Annotated in this window: 21 protein-coding genes, 1 other RNA gene and 2 pseudogenes; 14 read left to right on the top strand and 10 right to left on the bottom strand. The window is 59.1% G+C overall.

Annotated features, from left to right (window positions below; translation table 11 throughout):
• Positions 1–65: 65 nt before the first annotated feature.
• Positions 66–437 carry a helix-turn-helix domain-containing protein gene (locus tag ROLI_RS04610; RefSeq protein WP_187430880.1) on the bottom strand — a complete coding sequence of 124 codons (372 nt, stop codon included), beginning with the start codon at positions 435–437 and terminating at the stop codon, positions 66–68.
• Between the two features lie 485 nt (positions 438–922).
• A complete protein-coding gene (locus tag ROLI_RS04605) occupies positions 923–1,798 on the bottom strand; it encodes a LysR family transcriptional regulator (protein ID WP_187430879.1) in 876 nt (291 codons plus the stop codon).
• Positions 1,799–1,915: 117 nt separating this feature from the next.
• On the opposite strand from ROLI_RS04605, the gene ROLI_RS04600 reads away from it, so the two are divergent.
• The 3 genes from ROLI_RS04600 to ROLI_RS04590 all read left to right on the top strand — a co-directional run bounded on the left by ROLI_RS04600 (position 1,916) and on the right by ROLI_RS04590 (position 3,613).
• Entirely contained in the window at positions 1,916–2,131 is a 216-nt protein-coding gene (locus tag ROLI_RS04600) for a hypothetical protein (RefSeq protein ID WP_187430878.1), read from the top strand.
• Positions 2,132–2,309: 178 nt separating this feature from the next.
• The gene (locus ROLI_RS04595; protein WP_187430877.1) at positions 2,310–3,089 is read left to right on the top strand and encodes a Bax inhibitor-1/YccA family protein; all 780 of its coding nucleotides are present in this window, start codon (positions 2,310–2,312) and stop codon (positions 3,087–3,089) included.
• A gap of 299 nt (positions 3,090–3,388) precedes the next feature.
• Positions 3,389–3,613: a hypothetical protein gene (locus tag ROLI_RS04590; RefSeq protein ID WP_187430876.1), complete on the top strand. Its 225-nt coding sequence runs from the start codon at positions 3,389–3,391 to the stop codon at positions 3,611–3,613.
• A gap of 70 nt (positions 3,614–3,683) precedes the next feature.
• On the opposite strand, the gene rpmG is transcribed toward ROLI_RS04590, so the two are convergent.
• Together rpmG and ROLI_RS04580 are read right to left on the bottom strand one after the other, a co-directional pair.
• Positions 3,684–3,851 carry a 50S ribosomal protein L33 gene (gene rpmG / locus ROLI_RS04585; protein ID WP_011454349.1) on the bottom strand — a complete coding sequence of 56 codons (168 nt, stop codon included), beginning with the start codon at positions 3,849–3,851 and terminating at the stop codon, positions 3,684–3,686.
• Positions 3,852–4,750: 899 nt separating this feature from the next.
• Positions 4,751–6,108, bottom strand: a pseudogene (locus ROLI_RS04580) (integrase core domain-containing protein).
• Between the two features lie 171 nt (positions 6,109–6,279).
• Between ROLI_RS04580 and ROLI_RS04575 the strand changes: the two are divergent.
• Positions 6,280–6,681: pseudogene (locus ROLI_RS04575) on the top strand (transposase); the annotation flags it as partial.
• A gap of 84 nt (positions 6,682–6,765) precedes the next feature.
• Here the strand turns inward: ROLI_RS04575 and rnpB are convergent.
• The 5 genes from rnpB to gatC all read right to left on the bottom strand — a co-directional run bounded on the left by rnpB (position 6,766) and on the right by gatC (position 10,478).
• Positions 6,766–7,188: RNase P RNA component class A (gene rnpB / locus ROLI_RS04570), an RNA gene on the bottom strand.
• A gap of 93 nt (positions 7,189–7,281) precedes the next feature.
• Positions 7,282–7,941, bottom strand: a complete 660-nt coding sequence (locus ROLI_RS04565; protein ID WP_187431545.1) for an N-acetylmuramoyl-L-alanine amidase — start codon at positions 7,939–7,941, stop codon at positions 7,282–7,284.
• Positions 7,942–7,947: 6 nt separating this feature from the next.
• On the bottom strand, positions 7,948–8,664 hold the full coding sequence (locus ROLI_RS04560) for a hypothetical protein (protein WP_187431544.1): 717 nt from the start codon (positions 8,662–8,664) through the stop codon (positions 7,948–7,950).
• Positions 8,665–8,703: 39 nt separating this feature from the next.
• Positions 8,704–10,191, bottom strand: a complete 1,488-nt coding sequence (gene gatA / locus ROLI_RS04555) for an Asp-tRNA(Asn)/Glu-tRNA(Gln) amidotransferase subunit GatA (RefSeq protein WP_187431543.1) — start codon at positions 10,189–10,191, stop codon at positions 8,704–8,706.
• The gene (gene gatC / locus ROLI_RS04550; protein ID WP_187431542.1) at positions 10,191–10,478 is read right to left on the bottom strand and encodes an Asp-tRNA(Asn)/Glu-tRNA(Gln) amidotransferase subunit GatC; all 288 of its coding nucleotides are present in this window, start codon (positions 10,476–10,478) and stop codon (positions 10,191–10,193) included. The genes gatA and gatC overlap by 1 nt, the downstream gene beginning before the upstream one ends.
• Positions 10,479–10,792: 314 nt before the next feature.
• On the opposite strand from gatC, the gene ROLI_RS04545 reads away from it, so the two are divergent.
• Positions 10,793–11,482, top strand: a complete 690-nt coding sequence (locus ROLI_RS04545) for a metal-dependent hydrolase (protein WP_187431541.1) — start codon at positions 10,793–10,795, stop codon at positions 11,480–11,482.
• A gap of 95 nt (positions 11,483–11,577) precedes the next feature.
• Here ROLI_RS04545 and ROLI_RS04540 read toward each other — a convergent pair whose 3' ends face one another.
• Positions 11,578–12,027 carry a nucleoside deaminase gene (locus ROLI_RS04540; protein WP_187431540.1) on the bottom strand — a complete coding sequence of 150 codons (450 nt, stop codon included), beginning with the start codon at positions 12,025–12,027 and terminating at the stop codon, positions 11,578–11,580.
• A gap of 62 nt (positions 12,028–12,089) precedes the next feature.
• Between ROLI_RS04540 and ROLI_RS04535 the strand changes: the two genes are divergently transcribed.
• The 9 genes from ROLI_RS04535 (at position 12,090) to dtd (ending at position 20,220) form a co-directional block, all read left to right on the top strand.
• Positions 12,090–12,950: a pseudouridine synthase gene (locus ROLI_RS04535; RefSeq protein ID WP_187431539.1), complete on the top strand. Its 861-nt coding sequence runs from the start codon at positions 12,090–12,092 to the stop codon at positions 12,948–12,950.
• Between the two features lie 279 nt (positions 12,951–13,229).
• A complete protein-coding gene (locus tag ROLI_RS04530) occupies positions 13,230–14,117 on the top strand; it encodes a 5-bromo-4-chloroindolyl phosphate hydrolysis family protein (protein ID WP_187431538.1) in 888 nt (295 codons plus the stop codon).
• Between the two features lie 30 nt (positions 14,118–14,147).
• Complete coding sequence (locus ROLI_RS04525; RefSeq protein WP_187431537.1) at positions 14,148–15,344, top strand: toxic anion resistance protein; 1,197 nt, start codon at positions 14,148–14,150, stop codon at positions 15,342–15,344.
• 42 nt (positions 15,345–15,386) lie between these two features.
• Complete coding sequence (locus tag ROLI_RS04520) at positions 15,387–16,298, top strand: DUF2927 domain-containing protein (protein WP_187431536.1); 912 nt, start codon at positions 15,387–15,389, stop codon at positions 16,296–16,298.
• Positions 16,299–16,323: 25 nt separating this feature from the next.
• Positions 16,324–17,424, top strand: a complete 1,101-nt coding sequence (locus tag ROLI_RS04515) for an SPFH domain-containing protein (protein WP_187431535.1) — start codon at positions 16,324–16,326, stop codon at positions 17,422–17,424.
• Positions 17,425–17,580: 156 nt separating this feature from the next.
• On the top strand, positions 17,581–18,006 hold the full coding sequence (locus ROLI_RS04510) for a hypothetical protein (RefSeq protein WP_187431534.1): 426 nt from the start codon (positions 17,581–17,583) through the stop codon (positions 18,004–18,006).
• The gene (locus ROLI_RS04505; protein WP_187431533.1) at positions 18,003–19,109 is read left to right on the top strand and encodes a primosomal protein N' (replication factor Y) - superfamily II helicase; all 1,107 of its coding nucleotides are present in this window, start codon (positions 18,003–18,005) and stop codon (positions 19,107–19,109) included. Before ROLI_RS04510 ends, ROLI_RS04505 begins: the two co-directional genes overlap by 4 nt.
• Positions 19,106–19,777, top strand: coding sequence for a nitroreductase (locus tag ROLI_RS04500; RefSeq protein WP_187431532.1), 672 nt, complete (start codon positions 19,106–19,108; stop codon positions 19,775–19,777). The genes ROLI_RS04505 and ROLI_RS04500 overlap by 4 nt, the downstream gene beginning before the upstream one ends.
• The gene (dtd, locus tag ROLI_RS04495) at positions 19,774–20,220 is read left to right on the top strand and encodes a D-aminoacyl-tRNA deacylase (protein WP_187431531.1); all 447 of its coding nucleotides are present in this window, start codon (positions 19,774–19,776) and stop codon (positions 20,218–20,220) included. The genes ROLI_RS04500 and dtd overlap by 4 nt, the downstream gene beginning before the upstream one ends.

The raw sequence follows: 20,220 nt of genomic DNA, 5'->3' as shown, positions 1-20,220 counted from the left end.
AAGTCTTATGCCCCGAAACCCACAAGGCTCGAGCCTTGTTACGGGTGGCGGCGAGATGAAAGCACTCAGGCGACGTCGCTCAGAACCCGTGCCAGTTCGAAAAGGCGGCGACGTTGGTTTTCGGGGATGGCGTAATAGGAGCGCACCAAATCCATGGCTTCCTTGTCGCCCATCATATCGGCCGGGATGGAATCGGCGGTGGTGTTACACGCCTCGTCGGTCTTGAGCCCTTCGAAGAAAAAGGCAACGTCAACCTCAAGCGCATCGGCAATGTCCCAAAGCCTGGAGGCACTTACGCGGTTGGCGCCTGTTTCATACTTCTGTATTTGCTGAAACTTTATGCCGACACATTCCGCCAGCTTTTGTTGCGTCATACCAACTAACCAGCGGCGCTGCCGAATACGCTTGCCCACATGAACATCCACGACATGTACCATCCTAATATTCCTTACGCTTACCTTGTCAAAAAATGACCTATCGAAAGGCCCAATGAGTGCCACAACCTAGCCGCGATCACAAATTAATCTTATGATGCCAAACAATAGTGAAATTCGGGTTTCGATCAATAACAAACGCGTGCCCATCCTATAAGAGTTATGTTCAAAGCGGCAAAACGATGGCAGCTTATTCAAGGATTTCAGCGCCTTTACCAAGATGACAGCCTATGAATTCTTACCGTCTAAAATTTTACTAATTGCTAAAAATTTGAGAAAAATATACCACTTTAGGTTGATTTTGAGCTTATGCAGCAGCTGGCACCGGTTACAAGACACCGCCAAAATTCGAGAAATACACACCGCGAGAGCCCAAATTCAGCCATCGGCGGATTTTGACCCTATTTGCAGAATATTGGCGGATACTTGCCACTCGCACCCGAAAATGACGCAAAATACCCCGACTCATCATGACAGTTTCAAGCGCTTTATCCTGCCCGCAATCGAGCTGTTTCCATGCTTGAAAAAGACCTGCGCAGAAAATCGGCCAGGGTATCATGCACGACCCCCTTTTTCGTTTGTGCGCCATAGAGGTTGATCATTTGCATTGCCAGATCTGGAAGCGCGCCAGCGTGCTCGATCCTTTCCAGATGCGGCGGTTCAGTGCCCTCAATCATCGTATGAACCGCAAGATCTGCACTGACGGTCGCCTCGATGGTCCGGTCGCTTTCGGTTTCGACAATGACATCCCAGGCAATATTGGCCGCATCAAGCGCCTCAATCACGCGCGGTCGGAAAGTACACAGACGACCAAAGGCAAGTTTGAGCGGTTTCTGACGCCACGCCGCCCCACCCGGCGCACCAATCCAGCGCAGAGGCTTATGGCACAGCGTTTGTGCACCGGGATCAACGCTCGTTTCCGTGGTCAGGATCAGGTCACACTCGCCCCGTCCGAATTTCTCCTTCAAGGCGCGTGTATAAGATGACACCAACTGTACTTTGACGCGCGGAAATGCGGCGTGAAACTGCTTTAGAACCTGCGGAATTGCAGGGTACACAATGTCGTGAGGCACCCCGAGAACGATCTCCCCCTCATAGGCCTGATCCGTGAGACGGCCAATAACCTCATCGTTGAGCGCAACCATACGTCGCGCGTAAACCAGAAGTTGTTCGCCCGAGGCGGTCAAGGCGATGGTACGACCGGATCGATCCAGCAATGCCAGACCCAGCAACTCCTCTAGACGCTTCAGCTGCATCGAAACGGCTGATTGCGTCAGATGCAGAAAACCGGCGGCCCGTGTCACACCGCCCGAATCCGCAACAGCAACAAAGGAGCGCAACGTCGTGATATCGAGATTTCTCATATCATTATTCCTGATGGCTGGCGTCACAAACATTCGTTTTACGTATTAATCCTACTTTGGCATACCCATCAAGGAAATTGATGCATACCACCCAACACTTCACGAAAGGAAAAGACAATGGCCCTGATCGAACAGTTTTTTCAATCCTCGCGACGGACATCCGCCACGCGCCCTTTGCGCCTGACAACCTTCCTCAGCCTATGGCGTTCGCGCCGGGCATTGGCACGGCTTGATGCGCGGGCGCTGGAGGACATCGCCGTAACCGATATCGCCGCGGATGTCGAAGCCAAGCGCGCGTTTTGGGATGTCCCACAGAGCTGGCGCGACCAGTAATACCGCCAAAAAACGGATCGGTTTGACAGCGTCCTTCGTCTTCGACCTCAAAAATCCTCTAAACTGTCAAATTCCCGAGTGAAAAACCTTGAAATACCCGCGCTGGAGACCGATATTCTAACCAGAGCGCTCAGAAGGTCTGTGGCGCGATCAAAAAACGTTTTTATTGGAGGTCTTAATGGCTGACGTGAATACAATCCGGTCAACGACCGGAGCCCGCGCCACCCAGATTGATGTTGGGTTGCGCGCCCATATGAACAAGGTCTACGGCACAATGTCCGTGGGTATGTTGATCACTGCACTGGCCGCCTGGGCCATTTCCGGCCTGGCAACAACAACCGATCCCGCGCTGGCTGCCGCGCAAATGGGAAATGGCACGATGCTGACCGGTCTGGGCGCTGCGATCTACACGTCGCCGCTGCGCTGGGTGATTATGCTCGCACCGCTTGCGTTCATCTTTTTGGGCTGGGGCGCGCTGTTGCGTCGGGCAAATGCAGGGACCGTGCAGGTTGCGTTCTTCGGCTTCGCCGCGCTGATCGGCCTGTCCATGAGCTCGATCTTTCTCATGTTCACCTCGCTTTCCATCGTGCAGACCTTTGTCGTGACGGCAATCGCCTTCGCCAGCCTGAGCCTTTACGGCTACACGACCAAGCGGGACCTGAGCGGCATGGGCACTTTCCTGATGATGGGCGTGATCGGCCTTCTGGTGGCGATGGTCATCAACATTTTCCTGCAATCGCCAGCGATGATGTTTGCAATCTCTGCCATCGGCGTTCTGGTCTTTGCCGGTCTTACGGCCTTCCACACGCAGGAGATCAAGAGCACATATGTGGCGCATGCCTCGCATGGCGATCAGGACTGGTTGGACAAGGCCGCATATGACGGCGCTTTGAGCCTCTACATCAGCTTCCTGAACATGTTCCAGTTCCTTCTGATGTTCATGGGTCAGCAGGAATAGTCTGAACGACAAATTTCAAAAGAGGTCGGCTCCGAAAGGGACCGGCCTTTTTTTATGCCTCTTTAAGCGACCATTTTCCCCATGTCCTCATTTTGAAACATATCTTGGAAAGCTGGCGATCCCAGAGCGGATATTCACCGGATCAAAACACCGGCGGAGATTCCCGATGCGGGTATGCTGGTAAAAGACTTCACCGTATGGGTGTTGACACGGGAACCCGGCTCGGAAAATGCGCCGACCTTTCACAATCTTGATGCGCAGATCACCGGATTGGCGAGGGGAGCGTCGAGCTCAAGCGCATGTATGTCCCGCGCGGCCAGAAACGCGCGGAACGGCTGGTTGCCGCCCTAATCGAGAGCGCGCGGGATCAAGGGCATCGCAGAATAACGTTGGGCACCATGTCGCGATTGGTGCCGCATCACATTTATCGCAAGGCCGGGGTCACATCCGTTGACGCGCCGCCAGGTTTTCCGACGCAATTCCGCGACAGGGTGATTTTCATGGCGATAGGCATTCAGGGCTGACATACCGTGCCGCCCAAACGCAAAAAGCCGCACGTGATGCGCGGCTTTCCAAGCGTGAAGAAGAGCGATCTTACTTGATCTTGCCTTCTTTATATTCAACGTGCTTGCGCGCGACGGGATCATATTTACGCACAACCATTTTTTCGGTCATGGTGCGGGCGTTTTTCTTTGTTACATAGAAATGGCCTGTCCCCGCCGAGGAGTTCAGACGAATCTTGATCGTGGTTGGCTTGGCCATGGTAACTCTCCTGCTGCGGATTTCCTCCGGTGAGGGGCCGCATAATTTCTGAACCTTGGCTTTTAACCGGATGCACGGGTGAGTCAACCGTAAAAGGCAGGATTTGAACGCGATAAGAGCGCCTCAACCCTTTGATGTGACAACAGCGCATCCCTTGTTGGCCGGGCCATTTTGCCATGCGATCCAGGGTGTGAACCACGCGGCTGTGGCGCGCAGGTCTCGGGGTCCCCTTGAAACCGACAGCATCTGGATGCCAGCCATAATCTGCACCGACCTTTGGCGCGGTTTCTTCCGCAGGCTTTGGTTTTGCGCAGCCCCGACGTCGCGCCCTTTGCCTCAATTTATTGCATTGGTCTTTCTGAGCAAGCTTGCGGCGCTGCGTCACCTGCGCAGGGTCAAGGCGCGAAATCTGGCTGGGGGCGCGCTGCACTAGCTCTGGGGTAAGGGCGAGAGGGACGTCACCGTCCCGTTGCACGAACCGTTGATCAGATGGCGGAGCTTGCCGAGGCGCTCGCCTTTGGTGCCTCGTTCGATGACGTGATGGCGCAGATCGAGTATTTTATCTTGCTGGCACCCGAGGCGAGGTCTGACAGGGCATCCTGATCAATCGCCGGGAAGCGCGCATCAGTTGACCGATAAAAAACGACCACACCTCGTCACATAAAACATGGTATCGCACAGGGCCGCGCGGCTCCTGTGCCGGGGTCGTCCTCCCAGTGACATTACCCGCATCTGGGCTTGGCGGGCGTTGCAGGGCGCGGTAGGCGATGGTGACTGATACGGCGAAAAACTCCGGCATTATGGAACAAAATTACCAAATAAGGTTATTGTCCAATTAGCTGCCTGCTTTGCCTGCAAGCAGGGTAATGAAATGATCTGCCCCCCCGAGGCTCCCTCATTCATAACGAGAGTTTGCGGTCGTACTCGTCGTCGTCGGTTTGGGCAAGCGCGTCGTGCGCGGAGCCCTCAAATTGCTCAAGCGCCCGGCGCGCTTCTGCCGGCGTTTGGTTCTCCAGCGATGAATGCGGTCTGACGTTATTATAATCGTATCGCCAGAGGGCCAGCTTTCGACGGGCATCATCCAAGGTGTCGAAGATCTCCTCATTCAGCAGTTCGTCTCGCAGGCTCCCATTGAAGCTTTCGATGAAGGCATTCTGCGTCGGCTTGCCCGGGTCGATGTAATGCCAATCCACGTCGTTATCACCGGCCCGTTTCAGGATCGCACGACTGGTAAATTCCGTGCCGTTATCACTGACGATACAGGCGGGCTTTCCATAGACGCGCACAAGCGCATCAAGCTCGCGTGCCACCCTCGCACCAGTGATACTGGTATCAGCCATCCGTTGCCCGGCAGGCGATTTGGCAAAGCCAAACCTGCCGGGAGGAGGCACAGGTTCTCGCGGCAGCAGTCGTTGTTCATGGCTAACATACGGAACTTGCGCCCCTCTCATGCATGTAAACATGCATTGCCGGGCAATGGACGCACCAAACGTGTCAGACACAAAGTCCAGCGATCAGCGTTCACCAGGACGTAACGCAACAGGCATCGGTATTCCTGATCCTCGCGCTCGTTTGCGGCCTCGGCGCCGCCTGACGCCCAGCTTTTCCTCGGTGTAGAGACGATACAGCTTCTTGTGCCCTCTCATGCATGTAAACATGCACTGCCGGGTGACAGTATCATAATCATGCCTTTGCGTTCCAACAGCACGCCGATCCGGCCCCTCTCATCGATACTGCGTATCGACTGCCGGGCAGTGGGCGGTTTGTCGCGCCGGATGGTCTTGGGGCCGACACCCGTTGGCGGGCAACACATGCTTGCATGTGTGAGAGGGACAAGCCTGCACGCCCGACGTTGCGAGATATCATGATCTCCCATCGCCTTGCGTGCCGCAGCCCGTCGCACATGCGTTCGCCATCGTGCTCGAACCAATGGCGCATCAATGGCTCACCGTCAGTTCTTTCCCAGCAAATCTTTCAACATGACGTTGTTGAGCATCGTGTCCGCCAGAAGACGCTTCAGCTTGGCGCTCTTGTCCTCCAGCGATTTGAGGCGGTGGGTGTCAGAAACGTTCACCCTCGGGACATCGCTGCGCGATACCCTGCCGTGCAACGCATGCCGCCGTATTTTGCTTTGAATTTGCAGAACGATGCATTGGCTCAGACCATGTCTGCGACACACCTCTGCCGTCGGCATCCCAGCTTCCTGTTCTTTGATCATCCCGATAATCCGGGCCTCGGTAAAACAACTCTGTCGCATTTGTCTGCTCCTTCAAAGGCTGAGCAAACCCTACATCAAACTGAGGGAAGTTTCGGGGGGGCAGGGCAGGTCGATACCGTTTAGGATTCCTGCGATTTCTTCCATCCCCATGCGTCGGGCCAACGGGATAAGTATGAGTAACTGCAAGACCAGCAACGCCAGAGGCCCGGCATGCGTATGTCTGAGGACAAAGCCCGCACAGCGTTTCGCCAAATCCGCTGGACCGAAACCGAAGGGGAGCCGATTTGCCCTGCGTGTTGCTGCGTTGACCACTACGACCTCAAAGCCCGTCAGGTTTACAAGTGCAGGAGCTGCGCAAAGCAGTTCAGCATCACGTCCGGTACAATTTTTGCCAGCCGCAAGTTGCAGGTTCGTGATATTCCGGCGGCAATCGCAATCTTTATAAATGGCGCAAAGGGCTATAGCGCATTGCAGTTGTCCCGCGGTCTGAGTGTTTATTACAAAACAGCCTTCGTTCTGCTGCACAAGATTCGCGAAAGTATAGAGGCCGCGCGGAACGCTGGCGCTCTGTCCGGCAACGGTGAAGTGGACGGTGCGTATTTTGGTGGCTACCCGATCACGCCCGAATATCTGCCAGCCAGCCAGCCGCCGTCACCTTCATCGCCGGGTACGCACACCCGGCAAGCCCCTGAATATAAACGCGGAAGGCCTATAAGCCGGATTCTGTTCCCCGAAGTAACCTTCGGTTCGATGACCATTCCTCTCGCCACCCGGTTGCCCGGACAGCTCTAGCTGCCAACCCGGACCTGCTGGGGCAAAAGTGGCCCTGTCTTGCGACGCGCGATCCCTATTTGGCATTGCTCCCGGTGGGGCTTGCCATGCCGGCGCTGTTGCCAGCCCCGCGGTGGGCTCTTACCCCACCGTTTCACCCTTGCCACGGCGCGGTTTCGGTTGCCCGACCTGCCCCTTGGCGGTTTCATTTCTGTGGCGCTATCCGTCAGATTCCCGGTGAGTTTCCCCGCCGCTCCCTGCCCGGGCGTTACCCGGCACCGTCACTTTTTGGAGTCCGGACTTTCCTCGACACCGGTTGAAGGGTGCCGCGGCCATCCAGCCTTCCGCGCAGACACCTGATGCGCGTTATTCCCGTGCAGGTCAATGGAAGAGAGGTGCCCTGTCTCAAAAGGGCATATTTTCAGAACAATGAAAAAGCTCTTACGTCCGAGGAGCATTATGACCCAGGACAGCGATGTCTTCGGGTTCCAGAGGTCCCGTGGCAAAGGGACGAAATCGCAAGCGGATTGCGGCGAGCAGTGTCGTGTGATCCACATCGGCGGTATAGCCAGTACGCACAGCGAGGGACCGAAGCTGCGCCGCTGTCGGGTGTTGGTGCCTATTGCCACCACCCGCCTGAGCCGCCAACTTCCGGCGCGCGAGCCGTGCCCAGTCAAAGCGGGACCCTGGGTCTATTTTGCGCCCCGGTGCCATGTCCGAATGGCCGATCACATTTTGCGGCGGGATCGACCAGCGCGACAAAATATCCGCCAACAGCGTCTCCAGCGCAGCCATTTGCGGCTCCGGGAAAGGATGATCGCCAGCGTTATCCAATTCGATTCCGATGGAGCGGGAGTTGATGTCGCCTTGTCCGCGCCACTCACCTGCCCCCGCGTGCCAGGCGCGTTGCGCCTCAGACACCAGTTGGACGGCTTCGCCCCGCCTGCAGATAACATAATGCGACGAAACCTGCGCCTTCGGGTCACAAAGCCGCGCAATCGCCGCCGCGCTGCTGGCCATCGCCGTGTAATGCAGCACAACTATGGAGGGGGTCAGGCCGTCCCGGCGTGGTCCGAAGTTTGGCGATGGATGCTGGCGCACCCTGCCCTAACCCCCCGAGGCCCTGCGAAACGGCGCTGGGTCCCAGCCACAGGCATATCCATCCCCATCCGGATCAAGCCCGCGACGGTCGCGCACGGGGCCACCGCGTTCCAGAAAGTCAATCTGCGCCTGATCCGACGACGTATAATCCGCGCAATTGCGTTCGGCCCGGCTCTCACCGCCAAAACCGGCGCGCGCGTAAACGCTTTGACCCTTGGGGTGTTTCGTTTCCAGGGCGAAGGACACAATATTGGGTTGGCTGTCACCGGAGCGCGTGGGCAGCGCCTCTGGCTGGACAACCTCATACTGCGCCTTGTTATTGGCGATCCGTGCCGCGTCGCTTTCGATGGTCTGGCGCTCGGCAACCGCGTCAAAATCGTTTTCGTCCGAAATACCCGGATTTTCAACCACGATCGGGGCGGCCTCAACGGGGCGGGCGCTTCCTGAAAGCGGCGCTGTATCCGCTGCACCGGGGCGCGTTTCGTTCAATATCCGCGTTGTTTCTGCCGCCGTGGATTCGGGCGAGCCGTCCAGCGGTGCCCCCAGAGGCTGCGTGTCGACGTCAGGCAAAGCGAAGGGGTTGCGCGCAAGTGCCGCTTCACGCTGGCGCTGTTCCTCGAGCGAGTTGTCAAAACCGACCGCGCTGCCGCTATCCGGAATAGGGACCGTGCAAGCGGTCAGAGCCGTTAGTGCAAGAGCTGCGAGGATGGCGCGTGGTGTCATTGGATAAACTGCCTGTGGTTGGGGTCGAGCGGTGTTAAATTACCACCATTTCGCGGGCTTTGCCACAAATCCGGCGGCGGATTCCAGCGCATGGGCCGCACAGAGCAGATCCGCCTCGCCCCAAGGCCGCCCGATCAATTGCAGCCCCAGCGGCAGGCCCTGTTTGTCCAGCCCCGTGGGCACGGCAATGCCCGGCAGCCCGGCCAGGTTCACCGTCACGGTGAAAACATCGTTAAGATACATCGCCACCGGATCGGCATCCGTCATCTCGCCCAGACCGAAGGCGGCAGAGGGCGTGGCGGGCGTCAGGATCGCATCGATGCCCTGGTCGAACACGGTTTCGAAATCGCGCTTAATCAGGGTGCGCACCCGGCGCGCGCGGTTATAATAAGCGTCATAAAAACCTGCTGACAGCACATAGGTGCCGATCATCACACGGCGCTGGACCTCGGGGCCGAACCCTTCAGCGCGGGTCTTTTCATACATCTCGGTGATGCCATCGCCCTGTTCCAGCTTGGCGCGGTGGCCATAGCGTACCCCATCATAGCGCGCGAGGTTTGAAGACGCCTCCGCCGGGGCGATCACGTAATAGGCGGGCAGCGCATATTTGGTGTGGGGCAGCGAAATATCGACGATTTCGGCACCGGCGTCCTTCATCATGGCGATACCGTCGCTCCAGAGCGTTTCGATCTCCTGAGGCATACCCTCCATGCGGTATTCCTTGGGGATGCCGATCTTCTTGCCCTTGATGTCCCCGCTCAGCGCCGCCTCGAAGTCTGGCACGGCCAGATCAGCCGAGGTGCTGTCCTTGGGGTCATGCCCGGCCATCGCGCCCAGCATGATCGCCGCGTCGCGCACGGTCTTGGTCATTGGTCCCGCCTGATCAAGCGAGGAGGCAAAGGCCACGATGCCCCAGCGCGAGCAACGCCCATAGGTCGGTTTGATACCAACGGTGCCGGTAAAAGCCGCAGGCTGGCGGATGGAGCCGCCCGTATCCGTGCCCGTCGCCGCAAGGCAAAGATCGCCTGCCACCGCCGCCGCTGAGCCCCCCGAGGAGCCGCCCGGTGTGAGGGGTGTGGTCTCATTACCGCGCCGCCAGGGGTTCACCGCATCGCCATAGACGGAGGTCTCATTAGAGGAGCCCATGGCGAATTCATCCATGTTCAGCTTGCCCAGCATGACCGCGCCCGCATCAGCCAGTTTCTGGCTGACGGTGGATTCATATTCGGGCAGGAAGCCTTGCAATATCCGCGACCCGGCCTGGCTCGCCACACCTTTGGTGCAAAACAAATCCTTGATGCCGATCGGTAGGCCACACATCGCTGGCGCGTCACCTCTGGCGATCCGCGCATCCGCTGCCGCAGCGCGTTCCATAGCCAGTTCCGGCGTCTTGTGCACAAAGGCGTTCAAGGCACCGGCCGCGTCAATCGCGCCCAAACAGGCCTCGGTCAATTCCTTGGATGTGGTTTCACCCGCCCGCAAGGCATCACGCGCCGCTGCCAGCGTCAGTTCATTCAGATCAGCCATTATTCAACCACCTTCGGTACGGCAAAAAACCCTTCACGCGCATCGGGCGCATTGGACAGAACCTTGGCCTGCTGATCCCCGTCATTCACGGCGTCCGCGCGCCGCTTAAGCAGCTGCGGCGTGACGGATGTCATCGGCTCAACACCCTCGATATCCACCTCGTTGAGCTGCTCGATAAAGCCCAGGATGGTGTTGAATTCCCCCGCCAGCGCGGGCAGCGCGTCGGGTTCCACCCTGATCCGGGCCAGCTTGGCCACGCGGGCGGCTGTGGTCTCGTCAATAGACATCGCGTTTCCTCATCTGCTTGGCTTTGGCGTTTAACGCCCCGCGCGGGCGTTGCCAAGACGTGGCGCAGCGAAACCGTGATCCTGGCACCCTTGCTCGCCCCAAACTCGAATATTATGCGGCACCCAAATCGCACAAGCGCGATAAATGCAATACCTCCGGGGCCCCTCATAATGGCACTGATCGCTTTGGGGCGCTCAGGCCCCCTCAAACAGCTGCCCATCATACAAACCGTTCAAGTGTGTCAGGTTCATAGCTTCCCCTTTTTCCCGAAAACAGGATATACTTCAGACTGCACAGGCAGGGGAGCGGAGCAATGCAAATCATCTGGTTAGGTCACGGCAGTTTTCGTCTGGAAATCGCGGATCAGGTTCTGCTGGTCGACCCTTGGTTGACCGGCAATCCGATGCTGGGCGAAGACCAGCACGCCGCCGCCACCCAAGGGACGACACATATCCTGATCACCCACGGGCATTTTGATCATGCCGCTGATGTGGTCGATCTGGCCAAAAAACTCGCGGTGCCGGTTGTGGGCATATACGACCTTATGAGCCATTTTGAGGCGACCGAAAACCTCACGACGATCGGCTACAACATGGGCGGCACGGTGCACCTGGGACAGGTCGCCGTCTCTATGGTGCCTGCGCTGCATTCCAACTCGCTTTCCAGCGATCCAACCCTCTCGCCCGGACGCGAGGCGGGGTTTATCCTCAAGGCCGAAGGCTACACGATCTATCTGTCGGGGGACACCAGCATCATGGCCGATATGGATTGGATCGGGGATTATTACCAACCCGACATTGGGATTCTGAGCGCGGGGGGCCATTTCACGATGGATATGGCCGGGGCCGCCTATGCCGCGAAACGATATTTCAACTTCAAGACGGTGATTCCCTGCCACTACCGGACGTTCGATCGGCTGGAACAATCCGCCGACGCGCTAAAGGCGGGCCTGCCCGGTGTCGACGTGATCGAACCCGAAGTCATGCAGGCGATCACACTCTAGAGGCGCACACCGCCAACGCGCGCCTTACCACCCCCCGGCCGATGCGGCATGATACGCAGCAGCCAAGTGCCGTAAGGTGGGCTTTCAGGCCACCGCTACCTGCGCGCCCTAAAAAACGCGTGCAGATAGGCTTCCGACTCCGCCGCTGCAATCCCCTCGAATATCTCAGGCACATGGTGGCATTGCGCATGGGAAAACACCCGCGCACCCTGGGCCACACCGCCTGATTTCGGATCACTGGCCCCGTAATAGAGCCGCCCAATACGCGCCGCTGCAATTGCCGCCGCACACATCGCGCAGGGCTCCAGCGTCACATAAAGCGCGTGATCGACCAACCGCTCTGACCCCGCCGCCGCGCAGGCTGCGCGCAGCGCCAATATCTCCGCATGCGCCGTCGGATCGCTCAATTCACGCGTGCGGTTCCCCTCAGCCGCAACAACGCGCCCCCCCTCATCCACGATGACCGCGCCGACGGGTACCTCGCCGCGCTTGGCCGCCGCGCGCGCCTCCGACAGGGCCTGCTGCATATGAGAGTTAAATTCCATCGCTCTAGTTGCCCGTAAACCCTGCCCTTTCGCAAGGCTTTCAAACAGGCTAAGGCGTGTTCATGTCTGATCCCGCTCCCAAAACGCCGCAAGGCGACCGCATCGCCAAAGTCCTCAGCCGCGCCGGTATCGCCAGCCGCCGCGAAGCCGAACGCATGATCGAAGCCGGGCGTGTGCGCGTCAATGGTACTCAAATCAGCTCGCCCGCGCTCAACGTGACGCTGCAGGATGCCATCATCGTGGACGGTAAACCCATCGCCCCACCCGAACCGCCCCGCATGTGGCTGTTTCATAAGCCCATCGGTCTGGTCAGCACAGACAATGACGAAAAAGGGCGCGATACGATCTATTCCGCCCTGCCCGAAGACATGCCGCGCGTGATGAGCATCGGGCGGCTGGACATCAATTCTGAGGGCTTATTGCTGCTGACCAATGACGGCGGGGTCAAGCGCAAGCTGGAACTGCCCTCAACGGGCTGGCTGCGCCGTTACCGCGTGCGCGTCAATGGCCGCCCGAGCGATGACACATTGGAACCACTGCGCAAGGGCGTGAGCGTTGAGGGGGAGAATTTCCAACCCATGATCGTGACGCTGGACCGTCAGCAGGGTGCCAACGCCTGGTTGACCATCGGTCTGCGCGAAGGGCGCAACCGCGAGATCCGCCGTGCGCTCGGGGAGGTCGATCTTTCGGTGAACCGGCTGATCCGCATCAGCTATGGCCCGTTCCAGCTGGGGGAATTGAAACCCGGAGAGGTCGAGGAGGTCCGCCGCAAGACCGTGCGTGACCAATTGGGCATCGAGCTTGAAGATCCAAGCGGCACGGCCCTCAAAAAACCGGGCAAGGTCACACGGCAACGCAAACCGGGACCGCCCCACGGTGCACAGAAACCCCACCCCGCGCGCCCACAAAAAAAGCTCCGGTGAGGGCGTTTTGACAAATTTCCGCGAAAATTCCCCCTCAACGTCATGCCGCTGTGTGATCATCTTAAGGAACAAGTTCGAGGCGCGCGCGTAATATTGAAAGTTACGCCGCGATGAAACGCCGGTAGAACTGGTCAGCAACCCCGCGGACACATATATTGTGTGAAACACCGCCTCGGAGAGATCGATCAATGCCAACACCTTTTCAGAAAACCGCCTATGTGGCGCTCTTGTTGCTGATGATCGGCGTGGCATCCGGCATCATGGGCGGGCTCTGACGTCATGGCAAAGCGTTTTGGCGGCAAATACAGCCCATCCGGCAGCACATCGGGCGACACTTCCGAGCCGCGCGCACCTTCCGCCACCGCGCAGGTCGATCCCGTGGGTGCACGGGCCAATCTGATGTTCCTGCCCGCCATCATCCTGCTGTTTGCCGCGCTGATGCAGGGGGCCTTGGGGCTGGCGGTTGGGCTGATCGGCGCGGGCGCGCTGGCGCTGGGGGCCTGGCTGTTACGTGGCGGGCTGATCGCACAGGCCGCCTTTGAGGCGCGCAAGGTCGCCCGACGCCCCGCTCTGCCGCGCAAGTGCTTTGCGGCCGGTTGTGCGGGCATCGGCACCGGGCTTGGCGCGCTAAGCCACGATGGCGGAACCCTGGCCGCCGTGCTGTTTGGCGCGGCTGCTGGTGGCTTGCACATTGCAGCCTTTGGCATTGATCCGTTCAAAAACAAAGGGATGGAAGGTATCGACAGCTTCCAACAGGACCGCGTGGCGCGCGTTGTGGATGAGGCCGAAACGCATCTGTCCGCCATGCGTGATGCGCTCAAACGCGCCGGTGATCGCCAGATTTCGGCGCGGATGGAGCAGTTCCAGGATGTGGTGCGCGATCTGATCCGCACCGTCGAGGAAGACCCGCGCGATCTGACGGCGGCGCGCAAATATCTGGGCGTTTATTTGCTGGGCGCGCGCGATGCGAGCGTCAAATTCGCCGATATCCATGCCCGCACGCAGGATGCACAGGCGCGGGCAGATTATCTGTCGCTGCTGGATGATCTTGAACAAAATTTTAGCGAGCGCACGAAAAAGCTGCTACTGGACGATCACAGCGATCTGACGGTAGAAATCGAAGTCCTGCGGGACCGTCTGCAACGCGAAGGTGTACGTCTGAAATGACGCGACCATAACATAAGGACACAAAGAAGCATGACCGAGACCACACGCGCCAAAGCCGCCGAAAACCTGAAGATGGTCGAAGAAGTGACCGCTCTGATACTGCCCGACCCGGCGGATGCCAACGCGATTGTGCCGCTGGCCGACGCCGACGCCCCCGTCAGCGCGGAAATCTCCAAACGCTTGGCCGAGATCGACATGTCCGACACGAACTCGATTGTCTCTTTCGGATCGCGCGCGCAGGTCGAGTTGCAGGAAATCAGCCAGGCCATGCTGGGCGGGGTGCGCAACAAGGACGTGGGCCCCGCGGGGGACAGCCTGCGCAATATCGTCACCACGATTCGCGGATTTTCAATCTCCGAACTGGATGTGCGTCGTGATCGCAGCTGGTGGGAAAAACTGCTGGGCAAGGCCGCGCCTTTCGCCAAATTCACCGCCCAATATGAAGAGGTGCAAGGCCAGATCGACCGTATTACCGACGATCTGCTGGCGCATGAGCACACATTGCTCAAGGATATCAAATCGCTCGATATGCTCTATGAAAAGACGTTGCAGTTTTACGATGAACTCGCGCTATATATCGCCGCCGGTGAAGAGAAATTGCGCGATCTGGACGCCACCACGATCCCGGCCAAGGCCGCAGAGGTCGATAAGGCCGCCGAAAATGATCAGGTCATGGTCGCCCAGGAATTGCGCGATCTGCGCGCCGCACGCGATGATCTGGAACGCCGGGTGCATGATCTGAAACTGACGCGTCAGGTCACGATGCAATCGCTGCCCTCCATCCGGCTGGTGCAGGAAAACGACAAATCACTTGTGACCAAGATCAACTCGACGCTGGTCAACACCGTGCCCCTTTGGGAAACGCAATTGGCCCAGGCCGTCACCATTCAGCGTTCTGCTGAGGCCGCCAAGGCCGTGCGGCAGGCCAATGATCTGACCAATGAATTGCTGACCGCGAACGCCAAGAATCTGCGCGAAAGCAACAAGGTGATCCGTGAGGAAATGGAGCGTGGCGTGTTCGACATCGAGGCCGTCAAACAGGCCAATGCCGATCTGATCGGCACCATTCAGGAAAGCCTGCAAATCGCGGATGAGGGCAAAGCGCGCCGCGCGGCCGCGGAGACCGAATTGCAGAAGATGGAAAGCGATCTGCGCGATACGCTGGCCAGTGCGAAATCACGGGGCGATGGTGTGGGCGATACCGCCGCCGTGTCCGTACCGCGTTGATCTGGCATGGGGCGTTGGCGGGGATTTTTGCGCATTTGCGCCATGACGGTTACGGGGGCGGCGCTCGTTGCCTGTGATCTTGCGCAACCCACTACGCCCTCTCAGAACCCCCGCACGCGCCCGATCGACGCGGTGGAAACGCAGCTGCGCCCGACCTCACAAGCCAGCGCGGAATTGCGCAGCTATCTGGTCCAGGTGCAGGCCGCGCAATTGAGCCAGGGGCTGCTGCGCGAGGACGGCGGTGGGCCGGACACGCCCTTCACCGCAGATATGGTGGCGCGCAACTTTGAGCGCATTGTTTTCTATAATGAATATGACACGGCTCTGCAGGGCCGTGGTGGTGAAAGCCCGCTGCGACGTTGGACAAAACCAGTGCGCGTCGCTGCGATTTTTGGGCAAAGTGTGCCGCCGTCTCAGCGGGCGGGCGACAAGGACGCCATTCGCGATTATGCGCGCAGATTGGGCCGGGTTGCCGATCATCCGGTGGTGAATTCCGCAAACCCCAATTTCATCGTGATCGTCGCCAGCGAAGATGATCGAAGCGACGCGCTTGATGCCGCAGCCGCGCGTATTCCCGGCATCTCGCGCGCAGGCCTGAACGCCTTGCGAAACCTGCCACGCGATACCTATTGTGCGGTGGCGGCTTTCGCCTCGGCCTCCAATACCAATACCTATATGGCCGCCGTGGCCATCATCCGCGCCGAAAACCCAAGCCTCTTGCGGTTGAGCTGTATTCACGAGGAAATGGCCCAGGGTCTCGGTCTGGCCAATGACAGCCGCGCGGCGCGCCCTTCGATTTTCAATGATGACGATGAATTTGCGCTGCTGACCAAACACGATGAATTGCTACTTAAGATGCTCTATGATGACCGGCTCAAACCGGGCATGACGGCGGCGCAGGCCGCTCCCTTGACGCGTATTCTGGCGCGCGAACTTATCAACGGCCCCCTTTAGGGCGCGACGTAAAGGACTGTTTATCATGGGCATTTTTGATTTCCTTTCGGGTGAATTCATCGATGTCATCCATTGGGTGGATGATACACGCGACACGATGGTGTGGCGGTTTGAACGTCAGGGGCATGAGATCAAATACGGCGCGAAACTGACCGTGCGTGAAGGTCAGGCGGCGGTTTTTGTACATGAAGGCCAGTTGGCGGATGTTTTCACGCCCGGTCTTTACATGCTTGAAACCAACAATATGCCAATCATGACCACGTTGCAGCATTGGAACCATGGCTTCAAAAGCCCGTTCAAATCCGAGATCTATTTCGTCAATACAACCCGCTTCAACGACCTCAAATGGGGGACAAAAAACCCGATCATCTGTCGTGATCCAGAGTTTGGCCCCGTGCGATTGCGCGCCTTTGGCACCTATAGCATCAAGGTCAGTGATCCGGCGAAATTTCTGGTCGAAATCGTCGGGACGGACGGTGAGTTCACCATGGATGAGATCAGTTTCCAGATCCGCAATATTCTGGTGCAGGAATTTTCCCGCACCCTCGCGCGCGCCGGTATTCCGGTCATGGATATGGCGGCAAACACCCGCGAATTGGGCCAGCTTGTCGGCAAGGAAATCACCGCGCAACTGGCGGAATACGGGCTGAGCATGCCCGAGCTCTATATTGAAAATATCTCTCTGCCGCCTGCGGTTGAGGAGGTGATGGATAAACGCTCGTCGATGGGCGTGATCGGTAATCTCAACGAATATATGCAGTTTCAGGCCGCCGAGGCTCTGGGGCGTGACGGCGCTGGGGCGGCTGCCATTCAGGCCGGTATGGGCGCTGGTCTCGGGATGCAAATCGGGCAGGCCGCCGCCGGGCAGGGCCCTTGGGGTGTGCGCGCCGCCCCCGCCATGGTACCGCCCCCGCCGCCGGTCGAGCACGTCTGGCACATCGCCGAAAACGGCCAGACCAAAGGGCCGTTTTCCAAGGCCGCATTGGGCCGCATGGCAAGCGATGGGGCGTTGAACCGCGAAAGCATGGTCTGGACACCCGGACAGGACGGCTGGATGCGGGCCGAAGACGTGGCCGAACTGGCACAGCTTTTCACCGTTTTGCCGCCACCACCACCGCCGGCGTGACGCGATGTTGGTTACACGACGCATATACACGATATTGGCGGGCAGCTGGGCCAACGGCCTGCTCTCGTCAAGGCGAACGCTGATCGCCCAGACCGTCTTCGGCCGGGCGTTTTGCACCTCAGCCTTTTCCACGGATTATTCACGATTGACCCGCACATGAGCAGGCGGCGCGCCACCATCTTGTTGCACTGGTCCGCACAGGTTCTGCTGTTGCTGTCGCTGGCCTCGGGGTTGGAAAATCCCGTTTTGGCTGGTTTGTTCGGATGCACGGGGATCGCATTGGTGGCGCTTGCGCTTGTTTTTGGGCTGATGAACGGACCCGGCCCCAAACTTGAGGGCGCTTTGCGCCGCGCACATCCATGGCTCAGCCGGTTGATGTATGCCCTGCTGGGCTGGACTTCGATCAGCATGCTGGCGCTGGCATTTGGCCGCCCCCTGCCCGGCCCAGAACCGCGCACCCTAATGATCACGCTCTTTGCCGCCGCCGCGCTGCATGGCATTTTCCATCTGTGGCGTCACACAACGCTCGGCGACGGGGCGCTGCGTCGCATCACACCCAAATCCATTCACGGCATGCTATGAGCCAAACAGCGCCCTCAAGCACCGTTGAGCATCATTTCCCCTGTGATGCCTGTGGCGCGGATTTGCGGTTTGATCCATCACAGCGGCAGTTGGTGTGCGATCATTGCGGTAACAGCCAGACGCTGGGCGGTGGGCCCTGGGGCACACCCCAGATCAAGGAACTCGATTTCCAAGCGGCCATCAACGCCGCCCTTCCGGCGATGGAAATGGAAGAGACCCGCGTTTCCAAATGCCCCAATTGCGCGGCAGAGGTCGAGTTCGACCCTGACATCCACGCCACCGAATGCCCGTTCTGCGCCACACCGGTGGTCACGGACACGGGCCACCACCGCCATATCAAACCGCGCGCGGTTTTGCCCTTTGCGCTGGATGAGGCAGTCGCGCGCGCTGCCATGACGGACTGGCTGGGTCGGTTGTGGTTTGCCCCAAATGGGTTACAGGAATACGCGCGCAAGGGGCGCAAAATGCAAGGGATTTACGTGCCGTACTGGACCTTCGATGCCGATACGAAATCCAGCTACACCGGTGAACGCGGCACCGTTTACTATGTGACGCAAACCGTCATGCGCGACGGAAAACGCCAACAAATCCGCGTGCCGAAAATCCGCTGGCGCGCGGCGCGGGGCCGGGTTACGCGCTTCTTTGATGATGTGCTGGTGCTGGCCTCGCGCTCCCTGCCAAAGAAATTCACCGATGCGCTGGAGCCTTGGGATTTGGCGAATTTGGAACCCTACGCGCCCGAATACCTCGCCGGGCTGCGCGCCGAAGGTTACGCCGTGGAGATCAGGGAAGGGTTCACCGAGGCCCGCCAAAAGATGGATCACATCATCGCGCGCGATATCCGCTTTGACATCGGTGGCGACCGCCAGCGCATCCACAACGTGGACACTCAATTGCGCGACGTTACTTTCAAGCATATCTTACTGCCGGTTTGGCTTGCGGCCTATAGGTATCGCGGGCAAACCTATCGCTTTGTGGTGAATGGCAGTACAGGCAAGGTGCAGGGCGAACGCCCCTACTCCGTGATGAAGATCGGTTTTGCCGTGCTCATTGGGGGGCTCATGGCGGCAGCAATCGGTTATGGCATGGCGGTGAGCCAATGAGTGATATCGAGGCCCTGACGCGCGTTCTGACAGCGCGCTATTCCTGCCGTGCTTTCAAAGCTGACCCGGTGCGCGAGGATATCATGCGCCAGATCATCGATGCCGCGCGCCACGTGCCGTCCTGGTGCAATGCCCAGCCCTGGCAGATCACGGTGACCCAGCCCGATGCCACCGAAAGGTTCCGCGCCGCCCTGCAAGCGGAAGTCGCCAGCGGCACGCCTCAGTTCGATTTGGCGGCTCCCGAAGGATACCCCGGCATATACGGGCAGCGGCGACGCAGCTGCGGCTGGCAACTCTATGACGCTGTGGGCGTTCAAAAAGGCGACCGGGCCGCGTCCGGCGCGCAGATGATGCGCAATTTCGTGCTGTTTGATGCGCCGCATGTTGCGATTATATCCAGCCCGCGCGCCCTTGGGGGATACGGGGCCATGGACACCGGCGGTTTTGTGAGCGCTTTTACCCTCGCCGCGCGCGCGCTTGGTGTGGATACGATTGCCCAGGCCGCCATCGCGTCTTATGCGGATTTCGTGCGGGGATATTTCGACATCGACGCGGACCGGATGATCCTTTGTGCGATCTCCTTTGGCTACGCCGATCCGGATCACCCCGCGAATGGTTTTCGCACCGGACGCGCCGGTGTTGACGATATTCTGGACCTGCGCACATGAGGGCCCTCATCCAGCGCGTGGCCGAGGCCAGTGTCACCGTTGATGCCCGGATCGTCGGGCAAATCGGCCCCGGACTTTTGATCCTGGTCTGCGCCATGCCCGGTGATGATGACGCCCTGGCCAAGACCCTGGCCCTCAAGGTTTCAAAGCTGCGTATTTTCCATGACGCGGCGGGCAAGATGAACCTCAGCCTGCAACAGACCGGCGGCAGCGCCCTTGTCGTCAGCCAGTTCACGCTGGCCGCTGATACATCGCGCGGCAACCGACCAGGGTTTTCGGGTGCTGCGCCACCCGATGCGGCGAACGCGCTGTACCTGCGTTTTGCCCAGGCCCTGCGCGATCTGGATATCCCGGTTGAAACCGGTCGCTTTGGGGCGGATATGAAGGTCGCTCTGATCAATGACGGGCCGGTCACAATCTGGCTTGATACCCAAGCGCCCTGA

This window comes from Roseobacter fucihabitans, from assembly GCF_014337925.2.
In the GTDB taxonomy this organism is placed as follows: Bacteria; Pseudomonadota; Alphaproteobacteria; order Rhodobacterales; family Rhodobacteraceae; genus Roseobacter; species Roseobacter fucihabitans.
The sequence above is the reverse complement of the archived record's forward strand: the minus strand, read 5'-3'. Positions and strand labels throughout refer to the sequence as shown.